A 24,086-nucleotide genomic window follows, 5' to 3' on the forward strand; every position below is an offset into this window, starting at 1 on the left:
AACGAGGTTTTTGCCTCAGCGTCTCAAACGGCGTGTTTGGTTGACTGCATATTTGCCCATGGGAATCCGAGACTAATGCCATCGGAGGTGCCCCGTCTACTTGAACATGGTCCAGCATAACGAAATATCCGCATACCCCGGAGTCGGTCCGTGGTGGCCTAACGATCAGTCGAATCCGAGCAATGCCTTCTGATCGGACCAGTTGATCGGAAGATTGGCATCGAGAAGCTGGCGCGGGGTGAGTGAAGGCGGATGGCTGCCCTTGATAATGGCGGTGATGATATCCGGTGCCAGCCAGGACAGGCGAACCAGCTTGGCGAAGCGATGCCGGCAGAGCTTCCGCTCGGTTGCGATCTGATTGATGGTTCTGGAAGGATTGGAAAGCAGGACTCCCCGTGCAGCTTGTGCCTCGCGAAGCAGCGTGCGGAGCTTTCCGTTCGATGCGCTCTCTATGTTGGCATCATAACCGAGTACGAGCCGGGTTGTATTGCCACGCCGAACCTTGGCGGCTGGTGCATGGAGAGTAACCGGTTCTATGTCCGGTTCGGATGAAAGGCCCAGCATCTGTGCCAGTCCGACTGGGCTCAGTTCGATTGCGATGGCATCGCTTTCGATTCGAACACGGGCGATAAGGCTGGTGACGATGGTTCTCCTGTATGTCTGATCGCCAAGCCGTTTGGCGGCACGCTCGGCTGCTGCCAGAGCGGAGCGCAAGGTATCGGCTGAAATATCGCCGGGAAGAATGCTGCGGATGGCCTGGCGGTCATTCAGCCAGTCTTCCAGCTGGCGGATGACGGCCTTCTCGACATCCATCGCCGGCATTCGCCAAGCAGGCGGATCGCCTTCCCTGACTTCGGAAGCATGGGTGATGTAATAGCGGTAGCGCCGGCCATGCCGTGCGGTGTGGCTGGGCGTTATCCGGCGATCATGACCGTCGCGAATAATCCCGGCGAGCAGGCTGACTTTTTCTGCGCGGGCGCCAGATTGTAACCCACTTCGATTGCGCTCGATCAGGTCCTGCACCTGATCCCACAGCGCGCGATCGATGATGGCTGGATGTTCGCCGGGATAGCGGGTTCCTTTGTGGGATATCTCGCCAATATAGATGGGGTTGGAAAGAAGGGTGAAGAGTGGCCCGCGCTGGAACGGGACACCACCCCGAACTCCATTGCGCGGATGGCGCAGCTTGGTGCGATAGCCTTCTGCCCATAGTTCCTCGACCAGCTTTTGGCCCGAGCCCAGCGCAAGATAGCGCGTGAAGATGTGGCGGACGACCTTGGCCTCGGCTTCGTCGATCAGCAGCTTGCGTTCTTTGACCACGTACCCCAGTGGCACTGGACCACCCATCCACATGCCTTTGGCCTTGGACGCTGCAATCTTGTCGCGGATCCGCTCGCCGGTCACTTCCCGCTCGAACTGGGCGAAGGAGAGCAGCACATTGAGAGTCAGGCGTCCCATGCTGGTGGTGGTGTTGAAGGCTTGCGTAACGCTGACGAAGGAAGCGCCCCGCTTGTCGAGGATGTCCACGATCCTGGCAAAGTCAGCCAGGCTCCGGGTTAGCCGGTCAACCTTGTAGACGACGATGACGTCGATCCTGCCACCCTGGATATCGGCCAGCATTCGCTTGAGCCCGGGCCGCTCCATATTGCCGCCTGAGAAGCCGCCATCATCGTACTCCTGGCGTACCTCTACCCAGCCTTCATGGCGCTGGCTGAGAATATAAGCGGCGCAGGCTTCACGCTGCGCGTCGAGGCTGTTGAACTCCTGCTCGAGCCCTTCTTCGGTCGATTTGCGGGTATAGATCGCGCAGCGGATTTTAGCGGCCATGGCTATCCAGTCCAAAGAAGCGAGGTCCGGACCATTGCACACCGGTTATTTCGCGGGCGATGGCGGAAAGGGAGCGATAGGTCCTCTCTTCGAACAAGAAGCCTTCTTCCAGCACCTGGACGCTGATGGTTCGGTCGTTCCAGCTGCGCACCAACTGCATGCCGGGTCTGGTCGCAATCCGTTGTCGGACCGGCTCAACCGAAGGTTCGGCAATCTGCCTTGCGATGCGGCGCCCCAGTTTGCCGAAGGCCTTTTCCTGCATGGCATAGGCGAGGGCATGGCGCATGAGGTCGGGTGATAGCCTGGGGCAGGGTGTATCGAACCATCGGCTCCATTCTTCATGTAGCATGGCTGGGGGCAGTGCCCCCAGCCGTTCCAGTTCCTTGTCGATCCTTGCCACGGCTCAGGCCTTTGCCGTGATACGATAGCGGCGGACGCCATCGGTTTTCTCGCTGGTGATCAACCACCCTTTCTTACGCAATCCGGTGAGGGCAGCGCGGGTGGTATGCGGCAGCCATCCGGTTGCCTCAATCAGCTCATCCAGGGAGGCACCACCCGGACGTTGCAGCAGGGCCAGGACCTTGCCTGTCTTGGTGTGGGTTGTGGTGGTGAGGCTAGCTGCATTGGTATCGGGGATTGAGGGGGCGGCAGGCTCGCCGGTCGTGGTGTTGTGGGCTAGCGTCGTCGAATGGGCTCCGCTGCAAGATGTTGGTAGCGCAGTAGCTGGAGGCTTGGCGGCAGTTACAACTGTCGATGAGATGGCAGCTGTGCATGCCTTGGGCTCACGCGCCATCCGTCGGGTGCGTTTGATCTTCGTCACTGTGGTCATCGGGTGATCCTTCATCAAGGACACGGCAGCATTGCCTGCCCCACCACCCGAAGCCCTGCCGATAGTATCGGTCAGGGCAGCAGCCCATCTTGAAGGCCGCGATTCAGTAGTGACACCAATGCTCGGCTTTCGAATGAAGTCGAGCAGAGAATCTGCCTCTTTCGGAAAAGCTGCATATGGACTTGTCGCTCATTCCACGGCGTGGTCAGGCCATGGATGACGATACCTGCGAACCACTATCCGGTCTGTGCGCGTGCATCGGTATGATCCAAGATGTGCGTGACCTGGTGTTCACCTTGGGCCGAGCCAATGCCATCCATCGTGCTGGAGGCCTCGAGCAGCTTTGCTTCTCGAACAGGTAAAGACGGGAAGGATACCATCATGAAACTAGGTGTGACCGAGCGGCAAAGTGCAGTGCTGACTTGCCTTGAAGACGAAATCGCTACCGGCAAGCCGCCGCCCAATACGGTAGAGCTTGCCAGAGCCACAGGCTACAGCACCGGCGAGATTGCACGCATTCTCGATGCTCTCGAATATATGGGCTACATCACGCGTATCGTAGGGCGCAGGCGCAATATCCGGCTGTGCTCGCCATCGGTAAAAATGGCCCCCGATGACCATCTCATCGCCGAGCTTACCCGCCGTGGATATCTCATTCGCAAGGCCCTAGTTTAAGTTTGGCTTGTCTGGAATGTCGGACCTTGCGGACTGTCCGGAATCAGGAAGCGCATGGCGGTAAGCTGCCATTCATTGGCAAGGCCGGTGTTGGCGGCTTAGCGTCTCCAAAATCGGCGTTGACCTGACCCATTGACCATCTCGACAACTGCCGCTCGTTTATCTGCTCGATCGACGGGGCCCGACCGACCAACTTTTGTCACTTATAGAGGTGGCGGAAGCGGTCATGACTTCGAAGTGCTTCGGGCCGATAGGGCCCCTCACCGCCTTGCCGAACTACGCTTTCAAGCCCAAACCTTTCCTCGACGGAAGGGTGAAGCGTGGCCGCCGCGATGGGATCGCGCAGCTCCGCTTTCCAGGTTAGTCGCTCGGTCAAGCGCCGCAGCAAAGCAGGAGTCCGCTGCCTTATCGTGTCAGCCATACCTGCAATCTCGTCGTGCTGGACACCGTCGGCCGATGGGAAGATATGCAGACGACCGTCATCGACGATCAATGGGTCGGGAACCGATCGGGCCTCATCGACCATCCATTGTAAGGCGACGTCCGAAAGGCGCGATTCTGGCTCCGGGTAGCTTCCACCGATGTCCGAATGGTTGCCTGCGAACCATAGCTGCACGAAAGGCTTGGCTTCACCGTCGATTTCGGGCCTAGTCTCAACGCCCTTGCCCGGGCCCCAGGGCAATCGCGGAAAGTCGGCGCGGTTCTCATCGATGGCGATTGCGTGGCGGGCATAGCTAACCGCCCGGCCAAGTAAGCGGTCGAAATACTTTCCGCTCCACTGCGCAACATGAATGCTCGGGAAACGGCGTCCATCAAGCGGAGGCCACATCACCTTCAGCGACGTGCGCAGATAGCGCCAGAGCGCATAGATGCCGAACAGGCCAGTCGCGACGAGGCACGACAAGCCCCAATCGAGCTCGAATGCCCAGCGCAGGGCTATGGCGGTGACCGCTGCGGCGCCCACGATAAGCAAGCCGAGGGCGAATACGAGCGCCAGGCGAAGCGGGCCTTTGGCGCCGAGCGAGGCCACGGTATCGAAGACGCCGATAAAATAGGGCGCGACGTTCGCCTCGCCATCGTCGTCTGACCCATGCGCCACGCGAAATCGACGACCGAGTTCCTCGCGCTCATTTTCGTATTTGTAACGGTCATGACCGGCGCCATGCTCGGCAACCCGAAACACGGCGCGCTCGGCGATCTCGCGCGCGCCGAGACGAAACCGCGACAGCTCGCCGTCGGGCGATTTCGTCGGGACGCCGCACAGCCTGATCACATTGGCGAGGCTGCGGGCGGTGTAGGCCCCGCGGCTGAACCCAAACAGCCAGATGCGGTCGCCCGGCCGGTAGTGATTGATGATGAATTCGTAACAGTCGGCGATATTGATGGTGATGCCGCGCCCCGTCACTGAAGACAGCAGCTTGGCGAACCAGCGCCGGGCCGAGGTGAAGCCCGAAGCCCCGGCGTCGGTACCGAGGCCGGGATCGTAAAAGGCCACCTGCTCGGTGGGATCGATCGCACTGTCGGGCCCGGGCCGCGTCGCGCGATACATTTTGAAGATGTTGCTCATCCGCTGTTCCGGCCGAACGCCTCCGTCCTGGCCGGTGCCATCGGAATAGATCACGATATTCTTCGGCACCAGGGCATTCCTTCCTTCGTATATTCATGGGTTTCCCAGCGGCGCATTACACCGATCCCGGCTGACCGACCGTCAGCGCGTAAACAAAGCCGCTATCCCGCTGCTGGTCGTAGATTCGGAGTGCGGGATCGGCCTTGGGCATCCATACCCTGCCGGTTTCCACGGCAAGCGACGCCGGCAGGGCCGGAAACACATAAATGACGACCCCGTCGCCGTGTCTGGCTTTGATCGCATCGAACAGCTGGCGCAGCGCTGTGCGATAGGCAGCCTGATCCTCGGGGCTGCGAACGATGTCGTTATGGGGCGCTTCGGCGCATAGGCTCCAGATCGCGGCATCGTTGCCGACGACACGCTCAATCCGATCATCGGTGATCGTCGCGCTCACGCCCAGCTTGAGGGCAACTACACCGCTTCGCCCTGATGCCGGTTCGGCCGTCTGATAGCGCACGCGCGCGCCGTCGCGCTGCCAGGTCCAAGTCGAGGGCTCGCGGTGCCGCTGATGGACGACCATCGGTACGATGTCGCAGAGCAAACGGCCGAGTTCGATGAGCAGCGGCTGCGGCGCCAACGCGAACACGCTGAGATGGCGGATGTCCTGGCGCTCGATCCTACCGCCAACCCTTGCTGCGAAATTGCGCTGGAGGTTGGCCTGCTGCATGGCCCAGAACGCCGGATCGCTGTCGGCGAAAGCATGACCGGTCATTTCCAGGTCGATCGTCTGCGCACTCGCCGGATGGTGATCTGGCGGCATAGCAGCGAAAATGGCCCGGGTCGAAACTAGCGCTTCATTCGCGCCGATGCTGGCGCCGAACCGCAGCACATGCGAGGCTCGATCCTTGTCGATCTCGGCGAGCATCGCGACGCGAGCCTCATGCTCGGCCTTCATTTCGACGAGCAGGGCCTCGGGATGATCGACCAGACCGTCGACATCGATCAGCTTGTGATGGACCGCACACATCAGCATCAGATTGTCGAGGCTCACCCTCGCGCATGAGCTCGGTCATATGGTGATGACGCCGGCGGCAGGGGTCGACGAGGAACGTGCGGCACACCGTTTCGCTGGCGCCTTTCTGATGCCGGCCGACGTCGTGCGCGCCGAAATCGGGGCGCAGCGCTCGGCCATCAGCATTGGTGAGTTCGTGGCCATCAAGGAGCGCTTCGGGGTCAGTGTGCAGGCTATTGCCTATCGTTGTCTCGACCTCGGCATAATCGAGAAAAAGGCTTTTTCGCTGCTGTTCAAGGAATTCACGAAGCGGGGTTGGCGCAAGGAACCATTTGCCGAGCCGGCTTGCATTTCACCCGAATATGAGGAGCCTAAACGGTTCGAACGGCTCTGCTACCGCGCGCTTGCCGAAGGCGTGATCGGCGAGAGCCGGGCCGCCGAAATGCTCGGGATCACCTTGCAGAAGCTTGACCAGCGCTTGGCAGAGGCGGTTTGAGCGTGTGCCGTTTCTCGTCTCGGACACTTCAGTCATCATTGACCTTGATCGCGGCGACCTGCTCGAAGCTGCATTCGAGCTCGATGACAGCCTAGTAGTCCCTGACCTCCTCTTCGAACGCGAGCTTGATGCCGAATTCGGCGCGCGGCTTCGTGCACTTGGCATCATCATCGAATCCCTCGATGGCAATGAAGTCCGCCGCGCTACCCAGTTGCGCCGCGCCGAGGGACGACTGTCCGTAGCCGATACCTTCGCTTTCGCCTTGGCGCACGGGCGGCAATGGACGCTTCTGACCGGCGACGGCGTGCTTCGGTCTTTCGCGGAGGCGGAAGGGATCGCCGTCCATGGCGTTCTGTGGATATTCGACCGCATCGAGGCAGCCGGCATATGTGATGCTGCGACATTGCATGGCTGCCTGTCGAAGACTGCGGCCCATCCCCGTTGTCGCTTGCCGCGCAGAGGAATTGAGCTTCGCCTCAAGCGCTATGCGAGCTGAGCCTTTGACGGCGTGTGCCTATGCCGGCTTTGCCGATTGCTCGGCCGAAACCGGACAGGCCGGCCCCGGCCCACTACCGTCGCCGAGCTGTGCTGAACGTATGACTGCTTCTGACGAGCCAATTTTGACCGGCAACGACCACAATGTCAGCGGCTACAGCCGCGAAATCAGACTAGGTTCACCGCAACTGACTGTCCTCGCTCCCCCGCCGATTGATCGTCGAATGAACCACCGCCTTGTCGCGTTCGGCCTGGCAGCGGACACAGGTGCGGACGCCAGGCAGTGCCTCGCGTCGCCGGTCAGGGATGCGGTCGCCGCAATCTTCACATTGATCGCTGCCCTCACCAATGGGCATACAGGATCGAGCGGCACGGACTGCGTCGTTGATTGTATCGTCGATCTGATCCTGCACCGCACCATCCCGTGACCATCCACCGGCCATGTCGATTTCCTTTACGCTTCATACCAAGCACGATCTGGGGACGTCGGGCGCCTGATTCAATCGTCGGCTTTTGGGCAAGGTCCGAAGCGCTGCGGACGACAGCTGTCGGCGAGGTGATATCCTAGGGACAGCGATTGCAGTGCTCGCAGACCTGTTATCAGGCCCTGCGCCGAACCGCCCAGACCAATGAGGCAAAGGCGCTGATCAGGGCTGCAAGCCCGAACAGGACAATGGGATCGAGATACATCGCGAATCTTCTTTCCCGCTCACCTAACCAAGTAGGTTGTGTGTAGGAAAGAAGATTCTTTCCTGTTTGTTCTCGGTTGAGGATCGGCTTCACCCCCATCAGGCCAAGCACGCGATCTTGCTGTTCAAGCGTGCCCTGAGATCGCCGGTGAGGTTTATGCCTTGGGCTCACGCGCCATCCGCCGGGTGCGTTTGATCTTCGTCACTGTGGTCATCGGGTGATCCTTCATCAGGGACGGGCACCATTGCCTGCCCCACCACCCGAAGCCCTGCCGATAGTATCGGTCGGGGCAGGCGCCGCTATCCGCAGCGCGATTCATACGGACAGCAATGCTCGGCTTTCGAACGAAGTCGAGCAGAAAATCTGCCTCTTTCGGAAAAGCTGCATCTGGACTTGTCGCTCATTCCAAGGCGTGGTCGGGCCATGGGTGACGACACCTGCAATCACAGGAGTGATAACACAATGAAGCTGGGTGTTACCGAACGGCAAAGTGCAGTGCTGACTTATGGTCGCCCTGGTGGGCTGATCGAAGCGCAGCGTAGGACAGGCCGGCAGGGCGAGGCAAGATGGCTTCGGGAGCGGGTGGTCGATAGCCCAGCGAGCTATGCGGTCGAACCGTGTTGTAGTGCTCACGCCAGCGCCCGATCAGGACCTCAGCCTCGCGCATCGTGTATGCGTGGCTTCGACCAAGACGCTGGGCTTGCAGTTTGAAGCTCCGACCACTGAAAGCCCTAGTTAAATCGTGTGGGTCGGATTTATCCGACTGATATGTTAGGCGCTGCGTCGAGACGATGAGCCGGAGGATAAGCTGCTGTTGATACAGTAATACTCATGCCCTCCGGCAGCGTCATTCAACTATTTGATCAAGCAAGACCTTTCCCAGTGAGGCGGTCCATCGGCCAGTTCTCCTGAGCAAGCCCATAGCCCGGTCTGCCGTCATGGAACCATTTCACGGTCGAATTGATGGCCATGATATTGCTGTAACAGGCCCAGGGAGTCTGGTTCACGGTGGTGCCGGTAAAGATGTATTCGCGACCATCAAGATCGGTCAGCACGGTTTCATAGCCTGCAGGGAACGGACCCTGTCGCGCGGCCTGTATGCGGCCCTTGGTCAGCCCGTTAACCTTGCCGTCGATCAGGACATAGCCATGGGCCAGTTCGAACTGGTCCCAGCCTTGCTTGAACTGATCGAGCTTCCAGATCGTCTGAAATGCGAAGTCGGTGCCGAAATTGCCGTTGATCCATCCCATGGGATTCATGCCGCGTTCGTTGCGGGGGCCCCAGCTATGATCCATCGTCGTCACGCAATCGACATCGTAGTCTTTGCCGCGGATGCGCACCTTGCCGATGGCATGCACGGTCATGTCGAAATGGTTCGCATAGGCGGAGCCGTACCCACTCTTGGCCGGATCTGTAGAAGCCAACGGATCCATGCTGGGATCGTGGATGTCGAACGGTTCCATCAGGCCGCGGAACTTCAACTTGAAGAAGGTGTCGTCGGTTCCCTGATAGTCAAGAACATAGTCCCGCGGCTCATTTTCGGTCTTTAGGGATAGGCCATTGGGAAGAGTGAAATCTTCCAGCTTCTCGGGAAGGGGGAGATGCTGCTGGAAATCGAAATAGCAAGTTTCCAGAGTGATTCGGCCGATCCGGTCCATCACTTCGATATCGCAGACGATGCAGCCAACACCGGGGCGGGCAATGAGATAGATCCAGCCTGTGAGGTTCGCTTCGGGAATGTAGAAGGAAAAAAAGTTCGTTTCAGCCCAGTCATACTCGAGATTATCAGGAGTATGATAGCCGACATCCTCTGCTCTTATCATTGTGATGTCCTTACTATTGTGAGTAGTTCTTTAGCGTGCAGACGAGCGCCTGTTTCATGAATTCGGGTGTTAGATCGAGATCGATGATACCGTAGCGAATATCGCTGTTGACCCCATCCTGCAGGTTCTTCACGCCCTTATTGAAGATCACGCACAGTCGCATCGCGGCAAAGGCCATGTAAAAATCCATCGCGCCGCGGTTGATCTTGCGTCCGCCCGATGCCTCGTAGTGGTCGATGAAGCGGTTCCAATCGATATGCTGGGAAATGATCGGGCGGATATAGGCAAGGTCCTGCTCGGGCGCGCCGATGTTGGAGCACTCCCAATCCAGCACGCCGGTGATCCGGCCGTTGTCGACCAGGACGTTGTGCACGTTGAAATCGCCGTGGACCAGCACAGGAGAAGCGTCGTTGGGGGGAATGTTGCGATCCAGCCAGTCGAGCAGATAGACCACGAAGGGAGAGGGCAGATGATTGTTCTGCTCGTAATAATCCTTCCATTCGCCGATGAGTCGGCGATAGCAATCTTCAATGGTCTCGTTCAGAACTGTAGGATTATCATAGGCGGTGAGATAGGCGGTCAGGTGCGAAAGCTCCATTTGATGGAGCTTGGCCATCTTCTCGGCCATGTCGAGAATGATTTCTTCGGGGATCGATGCCGAAGCGGCACCGAGGAAGGAACTGGGAACGGCACCTGGAAGCGCGGACATTACGTAGAAATCGGCATCCACCCCCGGGAAGTCCTTCGCGAGCCACAGCGGCTCGGCCATCGGCAGGATGCCGGTCTTGTAGACATCGCGCAGCAGGTGGAATTCGTAATCGACCAGGAAAGCTCCCTTGCGGGCCATCGGCGTCGGATCGGACTTCCGTATAATGACGAAATGTTCGACCCCAGATGCGTCCCGATATGTCGCCCGCGACGTTTGCTTGCCGAAACCGCCAGGGATCGGCTTGAACTCGATGATCTCCACCTTATCACCATCGGGATGCACGCTTCGCAGGAATGCCTGGAGCAAATCCTGGCTCAGCGACTCTCCAGGCAGTGGGGGCGCTTCTGGCGCGGCAGGCAAGGCAATCGTACGCTGGCCTGAGGGGAATGCTTCATCCCATTGGCCGACGTCGAGCAAAAGCGCGCTGAGTTGATCTTGCGCGGCAGCATCCTTCAAATCCGACCGGCGGCTTGCGAGGGTGGATGAGAGAGCTTCAATCTCTTGGGTCAATGCAGCGTGCTGCAAAGCCAGCGAGGAAAAATCCGCTTGATCGGGGGTATCGGTGGCAGCGACTGTCACGGGAACGCCGTTATCTGCGGCGAGGTCGCGAAGCTGTTTCGCAAGCTGGCGTGCGACCGAAACGCTTGCCGCAAGGACGGGAGCGGAGACTTCCTCACGCCTGCGCAATTCTGTAAGCACCCGACCCAGGATGGCCGCCGCTGCCTGCCCGTCGCTGGATGTCATCTCCGGCGCGATCTTCGTTTCCAGTGTGTGAATCGCAACACGCAGATAATCGGCAGTTTCCGTGATCTTCATGTCAGTGTCTTAGGTAGCCATAAATTGAGACTGGCTGCCACAGGCTCATTTTGCCTGTTGCGCTGCGAGGCCGTGTCTGGTGCGATAAGCCATGGACGTATTTTCCATGGCGAGTCCATGGCCGACATGCCCATCCATAGTCCAACGCTTCAAGGTGATCCCCACGTCGACACTGGGGTAAACGGGCCAGGGACCTCCGGCAATTGAGGCGCCGTACAGGCTGAAGGTGTCGCCATTAGCGTCGACCCCATGCCATTCCGCTGCGATCGGCAGATAGTTGAGCCGCGAGAGAATGAGCTTCGCGGAAGTAAGGCCGGTCACCTTGCCTTGCCGGCAGATATAGCCGTGGGCGAGTTCCAACTCATCGCTGTGAACTGGGTCTGCGGGGAAAAAGCCATGCACGGCGGTATCTATTTCCGGAAAGTATCCGCCCAGCCACATCATTCCCGGCAGATCCGCCTCTGTGCGTGGGCCCCAGCTATGGTCGATCACTTGCACGCAATCGACTGGGATTATTTCCCCCCGGCAGCGAATTTCTCCCTTGAGGCGCGCATGCATGTCCCAGTGGCCGCGATAGGCTTCGCCAAGAACGAAGCCTCCGTCCATCTGGCGCTTGGTCACCGGGTCCATATCCGGATCGGAGATGTCGTACGGATCCATGATGCCATTAATGTCGAAATGGATTTCGGTATCGTCGATGCCGATATAGTCCACGCGATAGTCGCGCGGGCTGGATGCCTTGACGCTGAGGCCACTGGCGAGCGAATAATCCCGCAGGCTCTTGGCGCCGGGCTGATGATGATGATTGGCGACATAGAGCGCATCGTGCGAACGATCGACTAGGCCGCGCCAAATGCGCACATCGGTCATCACTACGCCCAGGTTGGGCCGGAATAGCGCCTGTAGATGGCCGCAAATACGCCGTTCCGCGTTGAAAAACGCGAAGTAGTTGGTTTCCGCCCAATCATGCGCGGTCGGATCAGTCGGATGGAAATCGACATCGCTGTCCAGAATCATCAGCATCCTCTTTTTGTATGGGCCCTTCTAAGGACCTCGAGAATCAATAATCCAAGGCTATTTGGAGCATCAACATCTGTCAACTACGTGCACGTAACACGTAGTTTGAAGCCGCTTCGACTTGCAGCGATAATTATCCCTCGCAGCTTCGATGCTGGACAAGAGTGCCTTTGGGCTGAGGGATCGAGAAAAAAAGCTCGGTGCCTAAGCGCCGCCGCGATGATGTTCGAGATTGCGCAAGAGAAACTTGATGCGAAGTGCAGCGAACAAATCCATCATGAGTGGTAGCGCCGTCGTCAGCATTCTTGCAGCTTCATCCTCATCGATTCTACCCTCTGTTCTTGCCAGGAAGCGATCGACCTCGTCGCGCGCCAGGGCCTCTGCAGCTACCACATAATGATCGAGCATCTCGGGATAGAAGTTAGTACTCTCGACAAACCCGGCCTCTCGCATCTTGCCCCAGATTGCTAAAATTTGCGCATCGTGACGCGAGACCGTGTATACCCGATCTTTCTTGTTTAGCTTAATCAACCCTATGCTTTGAAATGCCTTTGCATCTCCAACCACATGCGGGTTAAGCCATTTGAGCGCCCTTAGAGGGATGGAGCCTTCATCATAACCAAGGTTTGCTGAGACGAGCTCTTGAAGATGACTGAATTGGCTGGCTTCCGTGGGGACGTTGATATTCTTCCCTCTGATAACCTCGCCAATTTCATCCAGCTTTAGCCGGTGCTTCAGTTGCAGTTCCTTGACTGCCAAAATCGCTCGCACATGCTTTTCCGTATAATGCGCGACGGTTTGCCTTGGGCGTTCAGGCTCAGGAATGAGGCCTTTGCGCACAAGAATGCGAATGGACTCTCGGTTTACGCCAGTTCTTTCTTCCAATTCGCGCATTTTCATAACTAGGCGAACTAGCGAAGCATCAATCGGTCGTCACCGGATTTTTGGCGGCCTTGCGATTAACGCAAGTAGCATCGAGATGGCAGAGCCTAACAGAAATTCCACACGACCTATGTTCAGTGTGAAGATCGGTGGAAAATTCATCGATGACCTAGATCAGTCAATTCGCAATACTGACCGTATCATGCCGGAATGCTAAAAATATATCTAGCTATTATTTGTACGAAAATATGCAGGAGTGACACCCAGTATTTTTTTGAATGTAGTGGAAAAATGAGATTGGCTAGAAAATCCGCATCGAAGAGCGATTTCGCAGATATCATAATTTTTTCTTCGAAGAAAATCTAAAGATTTATTAATTCTTCTCTCGATTATAAATTGATAAGGAGTCTTCCTGTTTGAGAGATAAAATCTCTTTGAAAACTCGGCTTGCGGCAAATCAACGATATCCGCTAAATCTCTAACCGAAATCCGCTGTTCAAGCATTTGATCAATATAATCATATAGAATTATCATTTGTTCTTTGCTTAGAACAGATGGAGAAAGCAATGTAAAATCAACGCATATATTTCTTTCTATATAAGCGCAAAGCGCACTCACTAAAGATTCGGCCAAAAGACCGTTATCTTCAATCTCGGTCGACATCTCGGCCGCAAGAGCTTCCAAAGTTGCAGAAATAAACGGATTTCTGAATGCTAACGCAGGTTCTGCTTTTAGTCTTTCGCAAATATTGTCTGAGTTGGGAGGAAAGGTGAAATACTTATCGGAAATGTGCAATGAAAGGCTGCTAAACTTCCCGTCCACTTCCCATCGCACAGACGTGTTTCGATGAAGTATGGAGACAAGTCCTGGCCGTGAAATCGAAGATTGCCCCTTGATATTCGCGCTTACTGGCACATGAGACGATCCCCCCAAGTGATACACCAACAATATATCATCGGGAGCATCGTAGGCGCATGTGTCGATCGTGCCGTGCCATTTGCACATCTGTATGCCGGCCCAATCTTTGGCGATCGTCGAACGGATAGGCGCACAACCGAGAGAATCCATGATTATTCGGGTAGAGGGAAAATAACTTGCTGCTCGTGCCATTTTCACGTTCTCAGATAATCAAAGTCACGCTCCTCGTGTGTCTTAAGCCTCGCACACACTGATCTCATGGTCAACGCTAAGCAACGCGGCATCTAGGTGGCGTGGACAAATTTGAGCCAGTATCTGGCTGTGGCTAACTGACTGTGGCGAAATGAGTCCCCCTTTTCCGCCCGCTGCCGAGACGTGGGCGCGGACTGTGGTGCTATCGATGCTATAGTGGCCACTGTCCGCCATCACCTCGGCCAGCGTCACTGCCACAGTCTCCCAGACCCCGGCTTCGCTCCATCGACGAAACCGCCGGTAGATCGTGTTCCAACTGCCATATTTGGGCGGAACGTCGCGCCACGGAGCGCCACACCGCAGCCGCCAGAGAATGCCGTTGATGATGGAGCGGTTCTGCTCAGGAGACGCCTGCCTCGACCACGGTTCTCAGGCTCGATGGGCAACAAGTCCTTCAACACGCGCCATTCAGCTTCAGTGAGATCGCCCCTGCTCAAGCCTGCCTCCAAAAAGCAGCCTTGAATCAATCCCCGCACGCCTCGTCAATCATTTCGGCTTCCCCGTCAGCCCTGTTTCCCGATAGGTTCGCAAAACTCGGAGCATCGACACATGTATCGCATCACTTTGCAATGCCATGGTGTTCCCGCCGCAGCGGTGACGAAGCGGCGCGCGACATCACCGAAGCGTTTCGGCTTCACTATCCGCACGAACACAACGTCAGTTGTACATTTGTGGACGGCAAGCTGGGGCTGGTCGCCGAAAACGACTATGACCCCGAAGGGCTCAATCTGATGGACGAGTTCTCGGACAACATCTGTGCATACGTCGAGCCCTTCGACGGCAACCTCAAGCTGGTGAGCGTAGAAACGCTTCGCTGAATTTTTCCACATCACCTAGGAAGCGAAAATTGACGTTGGCGTTAATGCTCATAGACCAGAGCGAGAGTCGGCACAAAAGGGGTGATCCGGAAAAATTCTGAAAATTCCGAACGGATTGTGAAAGACTTCCATTCGTACAGGCATCAAATTAATCCCGGAACATGATCCGGCGCAGCCATAAGCGTCGTAGATGATTTGGGAGGATCGCATGAATAAAGTGCGCGCGCGTTTGCTGGTTATGTCGTCATTGGGTTTGGCAGCGCCTCATGTGGCGATGGCCCAAGGAGCTACGACATCAAATGGATCCAACGAAATTATCGTTACAGCACAAAAGCGCGAGCAATCCATAAATGATGTTGGCCTTACTATACAGGCTGCGACCGCAGACACGCTGAAACAACGCGGAATCGAAAGCGTGGCGGATTTGGGTAAGTTGGTTCCCGGATTCACATACACTGAATCGGTCTGGGTTACTCCGGTCTATACACTCCGCGGCATTGGCCTCTACGATGCCACTTTCGGTGCTGTGCCTGCTGTAGCAATTTATAACGATCAGATACCACGCAATTATGCCATCATGTCTGATGCAATTGACTTGGATCTGGAACGGATCGAGGTTCTCAAGGGGCCGCAAGGTACTCTGTTTGGCCAAAGCTCAACTGGTGGAGCTATCAACTACATCCAAGCAAAGCCGACGAGCACATTACAGGCTGGCTTTGACCTTTCTTATGAACGTTTCGATCGAGTGCAAGCGAGCGGGTTTATAAGTGGACCGATAACGGAAACATTGCGCGCGCGCCTTGCTGGCCGCATCACTCAAGGCGGAGATTGGCAGAGAAGCATTTCCCGTCCTGGCGATGAAAACGGCAAACAGGATCGTTTTGAGGGTCGGTTGTCTCTCGATTGGGAGCCAAGCGATCGAGTGCGCTTTCAGGCAGGGCTAACAGGCGTCAGAGACAAATCAGACGTTCAGGCAGGGCAATATGCTGGTACGGATTTCAATATCTACAGCGCCGCATCGTTGGCGGCTGCGAATGCCAATCCCGCGACTGCAAATCCATATGGCATTGTTGATAATGCTCGATACGCTGATTTGACCACACCAGCCTCGGCAAGTTTCGATCCAACCTTTCTCGGGCGTCAGAATGAGTTGGTAACACGTATGAATGGCGTGAACCCACTAATTGCAGGAACGGATATCCAAAGCGGTGCGCAAGCTATCCTTGGCACTCCTGTAAGGAGTGATAGTATAAGAGCTGCGGATTGGACGGAAGGTCTTCTGCGTGGATCGGATAACAAGTTTTTCCAAGCATATTTACGGGCGGATTTCGAGTTGAGCGATCAGCTCACATTAACTAACATCACCGCCTACGCTGACAAGAAAATCCATTACAATACTGACCTTGACGCTACCAGCGCGCGCTCCGTCGATGTTCCCATTGATGGTCGCGTACGAGTATTCAATCAAGAAATTCGGCTTGCAGGCGATATGGATCGCTTGAAGTGGTTGATCGGTGCGAATTACGATAAGGGTAAGACTAGGCAGGACAACTTTTATGATTTGACGGCCTACTCAGGTAACAATCCCCTAGGATTTACCAATCCAGATCAATTCATCGGAAAAACTTTGAATGAGTTTAATTCAAAGCTCGAGACCATTGGGATATTTGCCAACGGCGAGTATAAGATCTCCGATAATCTCACGATAAATGCTGGTATTCGCTATACGGAAAACAAGCAGAGCGGGACATACTGCTATAGTGATCCAGGTCTTGGTGTGGGAGGGTCTGCTCCGGTAGCGGCCGTTTTCACAATTCTGCAGGGCGCAATTTCCGGTAATCCAAATCTCCCCGCCATTCAGGCCAATCAGTGTTTCCCACTGGGTGATGGCTTCTATGGAACAACCTTCGGCGTACCGACGATCGCTCCGGTCACACGAAGTCTGAAAGAAGACAACTGGTCCTTCCGCGTCGGCCTCGATTACAAGTTTGATGGTGGTACGTTGATTTATGCAACCGTCAGCCAAGGTTATAAGGCGGGCCTGTTTTCAGCGATCGGAGCATCGGGAACTCAGCAATACTCACCTGCGCTGCAGGAAAAGCTCATAGCATACGAAGCTGGGTTTAAGGCGCCATTCGCAAACAGACGCGTCAATCTGAATGCAGCGGTCTTCTACTACGATTACAGCGACAAGCAGGTGCGGGGTCGTGTTAACGACCAGATCTACGGGCTGTTGGAAAAAATGGTCAACGTGCCTAAGTCCTATGTCTTCGGTGTGGAAGGTGAACTCTCTGCTCGTCCCCTCGATGGGTTGAGTATCAATGCCAGCGCAACCTATCTCAACGCTAAGGTGGATGGCGAATTCCGCCTCACTGCGGTGGAGAAACAACCGATCTATAATGCTGCAGGGTACGCTGGCAACTTTGATGGTTCGCTTCTGCCATTTACTCCGAAATTCAGCGCGAATGCGGACATTCAATATGAATGGAACATGGGCGGCGTGAAGCCCTTCATCGGTGGTGGACTGCATTACCAGGGTAAGCAGAACACGACTTTCTTCACGGACGATCTGCCCGCCGACAATTTCGAGATAGATAAATACACCACCTTTGATGCTCGTGTCGGGGTTGGTGCTGAAGATGGAAGTTGGCAGGTTACCGCTTTTGGCCGCAATATCACCAACAAGCGCTACATCACCGCGATCACATCATATCTCGATTCCAGGTACGTTATGACCGGCAGGCCAGCCGTTTATGGAGTATCGGCGAGATTTCGTTTCCGATAAAAATATGCTGGACGCGTTTTGGAAAGGAGGGGTGTTGTGACCATCGATTCATTGGCTGAACGGCCCTCGCATGTCGCGATTGAACAAACTGTCGATTTCGATTTCTTCGAACCGCCTGGCGTTGAGAGGGATTTTCAGGCTTCGTGGCGTACGCTGCAGGAACCCGGGGTGCCGGATGTTGTATGGACCCCATATAACGGAGGGCATTGGATCGCTACTCGAGGCGATTTGGTCCAAGAAGTATTCTCGGATTACGAAAAATTCTCCAATCGCGTGGTGACGATTCCGAAAGAGCGTGGCGAGCACTACAGAATGCTGCCGACGACGTTGGATCCGCCGGAGCACCGCCCGGTCCGAAGTCTTTTGAACCGCAATCTTTCTCCGGCGGCCGTCAATCGTCAGATTGAGATGATTCGTTCAATCTGCATCGAGCTTATAGAAGAGGTAAAACCGAGAGGTAGATGCGATCTCTTGAAAGACTTCGCTGCCCATTTTCCCATTCGCGTTTTCATGCATATGGTCAATCTTCCTCGCGAAGATGCGCCTAAAATGAAATATTGGACGGACCAGGTCGTGCACCCTGATGGGAGCATGACTTTGGAAGAAGTCATGCAGAGCTTCCACGATTACCTGGAGCCTGTCGTTCGTGAACGGCAGGGAAAGGGTGGAGAGGACGTCCTTAGCGACATCGTGAATGCGGAGATTAAAGGCCGCCAATTGACGATGGAGGAGATGCTAAACCTTCTGATGCAATTTATGATGGGCGGGTTGGACACGGTCTACAACTTGCTCGCATATTCTTTTCTATTTCTCGCTCGCAATCCCGGGCATCGCCAACAATTACTCGATGATCCAGAATTGATCCCTGGAGCGGTGAATGAATTGCTGCGCCGGTTCCCATTGGTGAGTATGGCACGGGAAGTGCGTAACGATATCGAATGGCATGGCGCATCATTGAAGAAAGGCGACATGATCATTTGTGCCAGTCCATTGGTTGGCAATGACGAGCGTCTCAACCCGGATCCTATGAATGTCGACTTTCGCAGGAAGCGCGGTCATCATGCAACATTTGGTATGGGACAACATATCTGCCCTGGCGCTCATCTTGCTCGCGTGGAGATGCGAATTACGCTGGCGGAATGGTTAGCAAGGATACCGCACTTTGACGTGGCGCCGGACACTGACATCGTGATGCGTGGGGGCATCGTCGGTTCTATGGATTCTCTTCCATTAATATGGGCAGCTTAGGCGCCCCAACCGACGTTCCACATATGGCCAGCTTGAGGGAGGGATGCGTTGGGTGGAGTTATCTCCACCCTCGCAAACCGGTTACTTCGCTTAAAATGAGGCAGGCGAAAGGAAAGACAGTATGGCGCCGAAGCGCATGAGGTTTGGTGCATTCATCGCGCCGCACACACCTACCGACGAGCATCCTTCGCTTGCGCTCGAAGAGGATATGGAGCGTGTGGTGTGGATGGAGAAGCTGGGCTTCGACGAAGCCTGGATTGGCGAGCACCATTCCGGCGGCTGGGAAATCAACGGTAGCCCGGAAGTCTTCATTGCCGCGGTTTCGCAGCGCACGAGCCGGATCAAGCTCGGCACCGGCGTGGCCTCGCTGCCTTATCACAATCCCTTCACCTTGGCCGATCGCATTCGCCAGCTGGACCATGTGACCAAGGGTCGCACCATTCTCGGCATGGGTCCGGGTTCGCTGCCGTCCGACGCCTATATGATCGGCGTGCCGACTTCAGAAGCACGCGACCGGATGGAACAGGCGATCGAACCGATCGTCCGGCTGCTGAACAACGAGATCGTGACCGCGAAGACCGACTGGTTCAACCTGCAGGAAGCGCGTCTCCAGCTCGATGCCTACAATGACGATGGCGTCGAAATCGCAGTCGCCAGCCAGGTATCGCCGACGGGTGCTCGCGCAGCCGGCAAGTTCGGCCTTTCGATGTTGGCCATCGGCGCCACTTCGGCCGGCGGCTTCAACGCGCTGGCATCGAACTGGGCGATTGCGGAAGAAACCGCTGCCGAACATGGCAACACCATGGATCGCAACGGCTGGCGTCTGGTTGGCCCGGTGCATATCGCCGAAACCCGCGAGAAGGCTCGTGAAAACGTCCGCTACGGGCTGCTGCGCTGGATCGAATATATGGAGAAGGTCGCGGCTATTCCGCTTGCACCCCCTTCCGGTCAAGATCCTGTCGATTACATCATCGAAACCGGCTTCGGGGTGATCGGCACCCCGGACGATTTCGTGGCGCAGATGGGCCGCCTGTCGGAACAGTCCGGTGGGTTCGGTGCGTTCCTCAATCTCGACAGCCACTGGGCTGACTGGCCTGAGACCAAGCGTTCCTACGAGCTGATTGCGCGCTTTGCGATCCCGAAGATCAACAAGCTCAATGAATCGCGGATCCGTTCGGAAACCTGGCTGCGTGACAACAATGTCCGGTTCAAGGGCGAACTGACCGCGGCCGTGCGTTCCAAGATGGAAGAATACGCCAAGGAAAAGGGCATGGACAAGCTCTCTCCCGATCTTGTCGCCCACTTCAAGGCCCAGAACTGAGAGCAGGTTTGCGTCGGGATGGTTCGGTCAGACCAAGTGCATTGATTGCCAAGTTGAGGGAGCATGCGTATGGCGGAACCAACCCTGAGCGATTACACCGCTGCTTCGGGTGCTGCACGAAGCTACGCTGATGAGGGTGCGAGCAAAGGGGCCGCGTATATGAACGAGCTTCGGCGTGAGGAACTTGATACCGCTTTCCTGGTCTTCTAGCTGTAGTGTTGGCCTAAACCCGCCTGCTTAATCTGCTGAGTGGGAAGCGGCGTAGGAGAGGCAAGTGGTTGTAAAGGTCTTAACATTTTACCGCAGGAACCCTAATATTTCGAAGGAGGAATTCAGTCGGCTTTGGCGCGAGGTAGGTCGCATTTGTCAAACCTCCGAAGACATTCAGGCTCTGATGTACCGATACATTCAGCATGAGCTGCAGCCCGCCGGAAACGAATACTCCGAATCCTCCGCTTCTGAGGCGGGGGCCACAACGATCGGTTATGACGCGATGGCAGAAGTCTGGTTTTATTCTCAGGAAGCGGAAGCGGCCGTTCGGGAGACTAAAACCTTCAAGGAGAAATTGTGGCCTCTGGAAGTGCAGATGATTGACTGGTCTGAAGCGACCCCGACCATGATAGACACTCAATTCGTTCAGATTGTTGGCCCCGGCGGCTGACCGTCGCAAATGGAACCCGGTGTCCGTCGTCAGGCCATTTAGCCAAGATTGCAGCGTCGATTAGTGGAGTTTGGGCTTCGTCTGGGGTTTGATGCTAAGCGGTGAGCTTGCGGTGCTCCAAACGTCGATGTTCGATGGTCTGCCGGTGATCCTCTTGCGGTGTTTGAATATGCCGCCCGACGGCTAAGTTGGTGCTGGCCGCCGACATCGCCCGCGCTGCTGGGCATCTGAGCCTCGCACAGCTCAAGGTCATCACGACGATTGAACATGTGCCGCACTGCTGTTCAAGGCGGCGTCGGAGACGATGCAGACTATCCCTGCCGATCTTATCCGGACTCGCATGTTCCACGGCCGTCCCCCATCCATGGCTAATCGAAACAAATGTCGAATATGCTTGCGCACATAGTATATGTATATATTATTATCCGGCCTGTGAACTGAAGAGGGAGTGGAGCGAGGGGATATCCCTACAAACCGATGTATCGCCAAGGTCTTTCTTAGACTCGCAGGTCAGGCGATTAGACATTCAAGAAGCCAGAAAGGCAAATTGCTTAATCGGCTGGAGAAGGATTCTATATGACTTTTGCCACGAAACCGCTTCACCCGGATTTTGGGGTGGCGATTGATCCTGGTGACACGTCAGGCGAATGGAATGAGGAAACGGCGCTTGAGCTCAAGAATGCTGTCGAACAGTCTGGGGTTGCGTTACTGCGCAACCAAGATTTTGATGGAGATAAACTCGGAAAGCTTGCGGAATTGATGGGCGAAATCTGGAGTCCGCAAAGCGTCACATCGACTTATGGCAGGATCGCGGGTTCTAAGACCTTTCGTCTTACAAACTTGGATCCGGAAGGAAAAATACTGCCAGTCACTTCCAAGATCATCTCTTTCAATAAGGCCAATGAGCTTTGGCATACGGACGCCACCTATGTGCGGCCCGGCTCATCTGTCTCCCTTTTGTATTCGATAGTGGTACCACCGGAAGCGGGTGAAACCGAGTTTTGTGACACGCGTTTGGCCTATGATCGTCTATCCGATCAAGATAAGACGTTAGCCGAAGGCCTAATCGCCAATCACACCCTTCTTCAGTCGCGAGCGCTATCCGGCTTCGATGATTGGACAGAAGATGAACGAAGCGCATTCACACGTATCGCGCGTCCTCTGGTCCATGTCCACAAGCCAACCGGCAGGAAGGCTTTGTGTCTGGCGTCACACATAGCGACTTTTGAGGGGTGGAATTATCTCGCCACTCAGGATTTTGTAGAACGGCTGACGTACTTGGCCACACAATCTGGCAGCGTCTATAAACATCGCTGGCAAGCAGGTGATCTTCTGTTGTGGGACAATCGATGTACCATGCATCGGGCACGTCCTTATGATCCCAGCTATGCCCGCGATATGTGCTCAGTCCGGTTGGTTGATGAAAATGACGTCGTTTGATGCGAAAGGGGCTGCGGAACAGCTTCTTGCCGCTCGTAGAACTTTGATCGCGACTGAGCGCCTTTCCGCTGATCGTACTCCGGCAACCATTGAGGAGGGGTATAAAGTCCAGAATTTTCAGATGGAGAAATTGGGTGCGTTGGGAGGCTATAAGGCGGGGGCTGCACCTGATGCGGTTGAGCGGATCTTGGCCCCTATCCCTGCGGATGCCGTTCATTCGTCGGGCAGTCGGTTGAATGCTGCCGACTATCGACCGGGCTGGGTCGAGGTCGAATTTGCCTTTCGTATATTGGCTCCGATAACAGAGACAGATATAATAGGCAGGGAAGATCTGAAGAAGATAGCAGAATTTGTACCGGTCATTGAAATTCTGGCGACGCGCTTTTCGGATATCATGGCGCTTACTACGCCGGAGATCGTCGCTGATTTGGGCGTCAATGGGGCAATCATTGTTGGACATGGTTCAGGGTGCGCTATTCCTCCGCCTCTTGAAGATCTGAAAATCTTCGTAGATGGAAAGGAATTCTGTCCGAATTTCATGTCGCCTGCAGACCCTCTTGATACTTGCCTATGGCTGATCAACCGGAAACAGGCTGCCGGATCCGTGATGTCTGCCGGTACGGTAATCACAACCGGAACGATCATTCGACCTTTGACGGTCAAAGGCAACATTGAAGCGCGTTTTTCAGAACTATACTATGTCTCCGCCATGCTAATCTGAGATATTTGTGACAGACAGCCGCCCTATATGGGAGGCAATGCATTTTAAATCCGTCGGATCTGGGGGCAAAGCTATCTCATGCGATATGGATTGCGCGGACATCCCCGCCCCGAGTTTCTAGGCTGCAGAAAAATTGACATGAATCGCTCCGAGAAATCCGGAATGTGGCCGCACAATCTGTAAAAAGCGGGGTTGAGGTATTTTATGCGTGGTAGAACGGATTGCTCACGTGCTTGCATATTTCGTCGCCAGTATATCCATGATCCAGTCAAGGCAAGCCGAAAAATCCCCTGTAGAAAGATTCTGAGAGGCTGAGATCGCAGCGGTTAGACGGGGATAACGTTTTTCATCGGCAACATCAGACTCCGCCAGTTGCAGGAACATTCGTTCGATTTGTCCAAGACCTTCCGCACCCGAACTCAGGGACGTGCTTACAAATCCATATACAAAGTGAGCAAGAATGCGGGTAATCGTTCGCGAGGATTCAGGAGGAACGCCGCATCGCGCTAGCCCTTCGTGGATCTGTTCAAGTAAGGACAAGTGCTCTGGAGACATGAAAAAGCGAGAATCACTGTATACCGCTAGAACCGTCGGGAATGAAGAAAATATAATTCTTAAATCCTCTAAAGATTGTAATAATATGCATCTCCAAGGGGTGTCCGCATCAATTTTTAGAGGTTTAAAAGACTTCTTGAGAATCGAAGTGGCGATTAATTGATCGAGGTCTTTTTTGTCGTCGATGTGGCGATAAAGTGCCATGGGCGTTACTTCCAGGCGCTTGGCGACTTTTCCCAAAGTCACCGCATCGGCAGAATCTTCCTCAGCAATCGCCATTGCAGTCCGGGTTATTAGCTCCCTAGAAATTTTTGCGGGCCTTCCGCTTGGAGAATTTGAAGTCCGTCCCATGAGTGCCGATCCAATATGTTGTCCTAAAATGTGTCCTGCGCGCCATAGGGCGTTTGCGAGAAAAGCGGAACCGGCTTCCGGATTTTCTGCTGAAGATCCTAGGCCAATCCGTAATCCGCTGCCTGGTATATGCATATACTCTTGACGCCTCACAAGCCAATGTATATGCATATACAAA

General features: G+C 55.4%; 24 protein-coding genes and 1 pseudogene. 10 read left to right on the forward strand and 15 right to left on the reverse strand.

The genetic code is table 11. The features are described 5' to 3' along the window. Positions 1–165: 165 nt before the first annotated feature. From U8326_RS00295 to U8326_RS00305, 3 genes are read right to left on the reverse strand one after another with little or no spacing between them, the layout of a single operon-like run. A complete protein-coding gene (locus U8326_RS00295; protein ID WP_324741657.1) occupies positions 166–1,827 on the reverse strand; it encodes a recombinase family protein in 1,662 nt (553 codons plus the stop codon). Then, positions 1,817–2,227, reverse strand: a complete 411-nt coding sequence (locus U8326_RS00300; RefSeq protein WP_324741658.1) for a DUF2924 domain-containing protein — start codon at positions 2,225–2,227, stop codon at positions 1,817–1,819. The genes U8326_RS00295 and U8326_RS00300 overlap by 11 nt, the downstream gene beginning before the upstream one ends. A gap of 3 nt (positions 2,228–2,230) precedes the next feature. After that, positions 2,231–2,656 (reverse strand): DUF3489 domain-containing protein, encoded by a 426-nt coding sequence (locus tag U8326_RS00305; RefSeq protein WP_324741659.1) that lies wholly within the window; start codon positions 2,654–2,656, stop codon positions 2,231–2,233. A gap of 381 nt (positions 2,657–3,037) precedes the next feature. Here U8326_RS00305 and U8326_RS00310 point away from each other — a divergent pair, with 381 nt between their 5' ends. Next, positions 3,038–3,331: a hypothetical protein gene (locus tag U8326_RS00310; protein WP_324741660.1), complete on the forward strand. Its 294-nt coding sequence runs from the start codon at positions 3,038–3,040 to the stop codon at positions 3,329–3,331. 199 nt (positions 3,332–3,530) lie between these two features. Here the strand turns inward: U8326_RS00310 and U8326_RS00315 are convergent, their stop codons facing one another. Together U8326_RS00315 and U8326_RS00320 are read right to left on the reverse strand one after the other, a co-directional pair. Next, complete coding sequence (locus U8326_RS00315) at positions 3,531–4,967, reverse strand: DUF2235 domain-containing protein (protein ID WP_324741661.1); 1,437 nt, start codon at positions 4,965–4,967, stop codon at positions 3,531–3,533. Positions 4,968–5,013: 46 nt separating this feature from the next. Further along, positions 5,014–5,949 carry an SAVED domain-containing protein gene (locus tag U8326_RS00320; protein ID WP_324741663.1) on the reverse strand — a complete coding sequence of 312 codons (936 nt, stop codon included), beginning with the start codon at positions 5,947–5,949 and terminating at the stop codon, positions 5,014–5,016. A 22-nt stretch (positions 5,950–5,971) separates the two neighbouring features. Here U8326_RS00320 and U8326_RS00325 point away from each other — a divergent pair, with 22 nt between their 5' ends. Together U8326_RS00325 and U8326_RS00330 are read left to right on the forward strand one after the other, a co-directional pair. After that, a complete protein-coding gene (locus tag U8326_RS00325) occupies positions 5,972–6,406 on the forward strand; it encodes an ImmA/IrrE family metallo-endopeptidase (RefSeq protein WP_324741665.1) in 435 nt (144 codons plus the stop codon). A gap of 4 nt (positions 6,407–6,410) precedes the next feature. After that, positions 6,411–6,902 (forward strand): hypothetical protein, encoded by a 492-nt coding sequence (locus U8326_RS00330; RefSeq protein ID WP_324741667.1) that lies wholly within the window; start codon positions 6,411–6,413, stop codon positions 6,900–6,902. Positions 6,903–7,080: 178 nt separating this feature from the next. On the opposite strand, the gene U8326_RS00335 is transcribed toward U8326_RS00330, so the two are convergent. From U8326_RS00335 to U8326_RS16395, 9 genes and pseudogenes are all read right to left on the reverse strand, one after another. After that, positions 7,081–7,344, reverse strand: a complete 264-nt coding sequence (locus U8326_RS00335; protein WP_324741668.1) for a DksA/TraR family C4-type zinc finger protein — start codon at positions 7,342–7,344, stop codon at positions 7,081–7,083. 157 nt (positions 7,345–7,501) lie between these two features. Next, the gene (locus tag U8326_RS00340; RefSeq protein ID WP_324741669.1) at positions 7,502–7,762 is read right to left on the reverse strand and encodes a hypothetical protein; all 261 of its coding nucleotides are present in this window, start codon (positions 7,760–7,762) and stop codon (positions 7,502–7,504) included. Between the two features lie 304 nt (positions 7,763–8,066). Continuing rightward, positions 8,067–8,414, reverse strand: coding sequence for an integrase core domain-containing protein (locus tag U8326_RS00345; RefSeq protein ID WP_416385538.1), 348 nt, complete (start codon positions 8,412–8,414; stop codon positions 8,067–8,069). A gap of 40 nt (positions 8,415–8,454) precedes the next feature. Then, entirely contained in the window at positions 8,455–9,414 is a 960-nt protein-coding gene (locus U8326_RS00350) for a DUF7064 domain-containing protein (RefSeq protein ID WP_324741670.1), read from the reverse strand. Positions 9,415–9,427: 13 nt separating this feature from the next. Further along, the gene (locus U8326_RS00355; protein ID WP_324741672.1) at positions 9,428–10,939 is read right to left on the reverse strand and encodes a phosphotransferase family protein; all 1,512 of its coding nucleotides are present in this window, start codon (positions 10,937–10,939) and stop codon (positions 9,428–9,430) included. Between the two features lie 45 nt (positions 10,940–10,984). Beyond that, positions 10,985–11,962, reverse strand: a complete 978-nt coding sequence (locus tag U8326_RS00360; RefSeq protein WP_324741674.1) for a hypothetical protein — start codon at positions 11,960–11,962, stop codon at positions 10,985–10,987. Positions 11,963–12,160: 198 nt separating this feature from the next. Then, a complete protein-coding gene (locus tag U8326_RS00365; RefSeq protein WP_324741675.1) occupies positions 12,161–12,856 on the reverse strand; it encodes a MerR family transcriptional regulator in 696 nt (231 codons plus the stop codon). A 207-nt stretch (positions 12,857–13,063) separates the two neighbouring features. After that, on the reverse strand, positions 13,064–13,948 hold the full coding sequence (locus tag U8326_RS00370) for an AraC family transcriptional regulator (protein WP_324743652.1): 885 nt from the start codon (positions 13,946–13,948) through the stop codon (positions 13,064–13,066). A gap of 42 nt (positions 13,949–13,990) precedes the next feature. Next, positions 13,991–14,341 (reverse strand): annotated as a pseudogene (locus U8326_RS16395) (transposase); the annotation flags it as partial. 125 nt (positions 14,342–14,466) lie between these two features. On the opposite strand from U8326_RS16395, the gene U8326_RS00375 reads away from it, so the two are divergent. The 7 genes from U8326_RS00375 to U8326_RS00405 all read left to right on the forward strand — a co-directional run bounded on the left by U8326_RS00375 (position 14,467) and on the right by U8326_RS00405 (position 23,002). Beyond that, positions 14,467–14,826, forward strand: a complete 360-nt coding sequence (locus tag U8326_RS00375) for a hypothetical protein (RefSeq protein ID WP_324741676.1) — start codon at positions 14,467–14,469, stop codon at positions 14,824–14,826. Between the two features lie 208 nt (positions 14,827–15,034). Further along, positions 15,035–17,611 carry a TonB-dependent receptor gene (locus U8326_RS00380; protein WP_324741677.1) on the forward strand — a complete coding sequence of 859 codons (2,577 nt, stop codon included), beginning with the start codon at positions 15,035–15,037 and terminating at the stop codon, positions 17,609–17,611. A gap of 36 nt (positions 17,612–17,647) precedes the next feature. Continuing rightward, a complete protein-coding gene (locus U8326_RS00385; protein WP_324741678.1) occupies positions 17,648–18,859 on the forward strand; it encodes a cytochrome P450 in 1,212 nt (403 codons plus the stop codon). Positions 18,860–18,995: 136 nt separating this feature from the next. Next, the gene (locus U8326_RS00390; RefSeq protein ID WP_324741679.1) at positions 18,996–20,180 is read left to right on the forward strand and encodes an LLM class flavin-dependent oxidoreductase; all 1,185 of its coding nucleotides are present in this window, start codon (positions 18,996–18,998) and stop codon (positions 20,178–20,180) included. Between the two features lie 274 nt (positions 20,181–20,454). Further along, the gene (locus tag U8326_RS00395) at positions 20,455–20,841 is read left to right on the forward strand and encodes an EthD domain-containing protein (RefSeq protein ID WP_324741680.1); all 387 of its coding nucleotides are present in this window, start codon (positions 20,455–20,457) and stop codon (positions 20,839–20,841) included. A gap of 576 nt (positions 20,842–21,417) precedes the next feature. Continuing rightward, on the forward strand, positions 21,418–22,281 hold the full coding sequence (locus tag U8326_RS00400) for a TauD/TfdA family dioxygenase (protein ID WP_324741681.1): 864 nt from the start codon (positions 21,418–21,420) through the stop codon (positions 22,279–22,281). Continuing rightward, positions 22,268–23,002, forward strand: coding sequence for a hypothetical protein (locus U8326_RS00405; protein ID WP_324741682.1), 735 nt, complete (start codon positions 22,268–22,270; stop codon positions 23,000–23,002). Before U8326_RS00400 ends, U8326_RS00405 begins: the two co-directional genes overlap by 14 nt. Before the next feature lie 225 nt (positions 23,003–23,227). On the opposite strand, the gene U8326_RS00410 is transcribed toward U8326_RS00405, so the two are convergent. Continuing rightward, positions 23,228–23,836, reverse strand: a complete 609-nt coding sequence (locus tag U8326_RS00410; RefSeq protein ID WP_324741683.1) for a TetR/AcrR family transcriptional regulator — start codon at positions 23,834–23,836, stop codon at positions 23,228–23,230. Positions 23,837–24,086 lie beyond the last annotated feature (250 nt).

The sequence above is a fragment of the Tsuneonella sp. CC-YZS046 genome (assembly GCF_035581365.1).
Taxonomy (GTDB): Bacteria; Pseudomonadota; Alphaproteobacteria; order Sphingomonadales; family Sphingomonadaceae; genus JAWKXU01.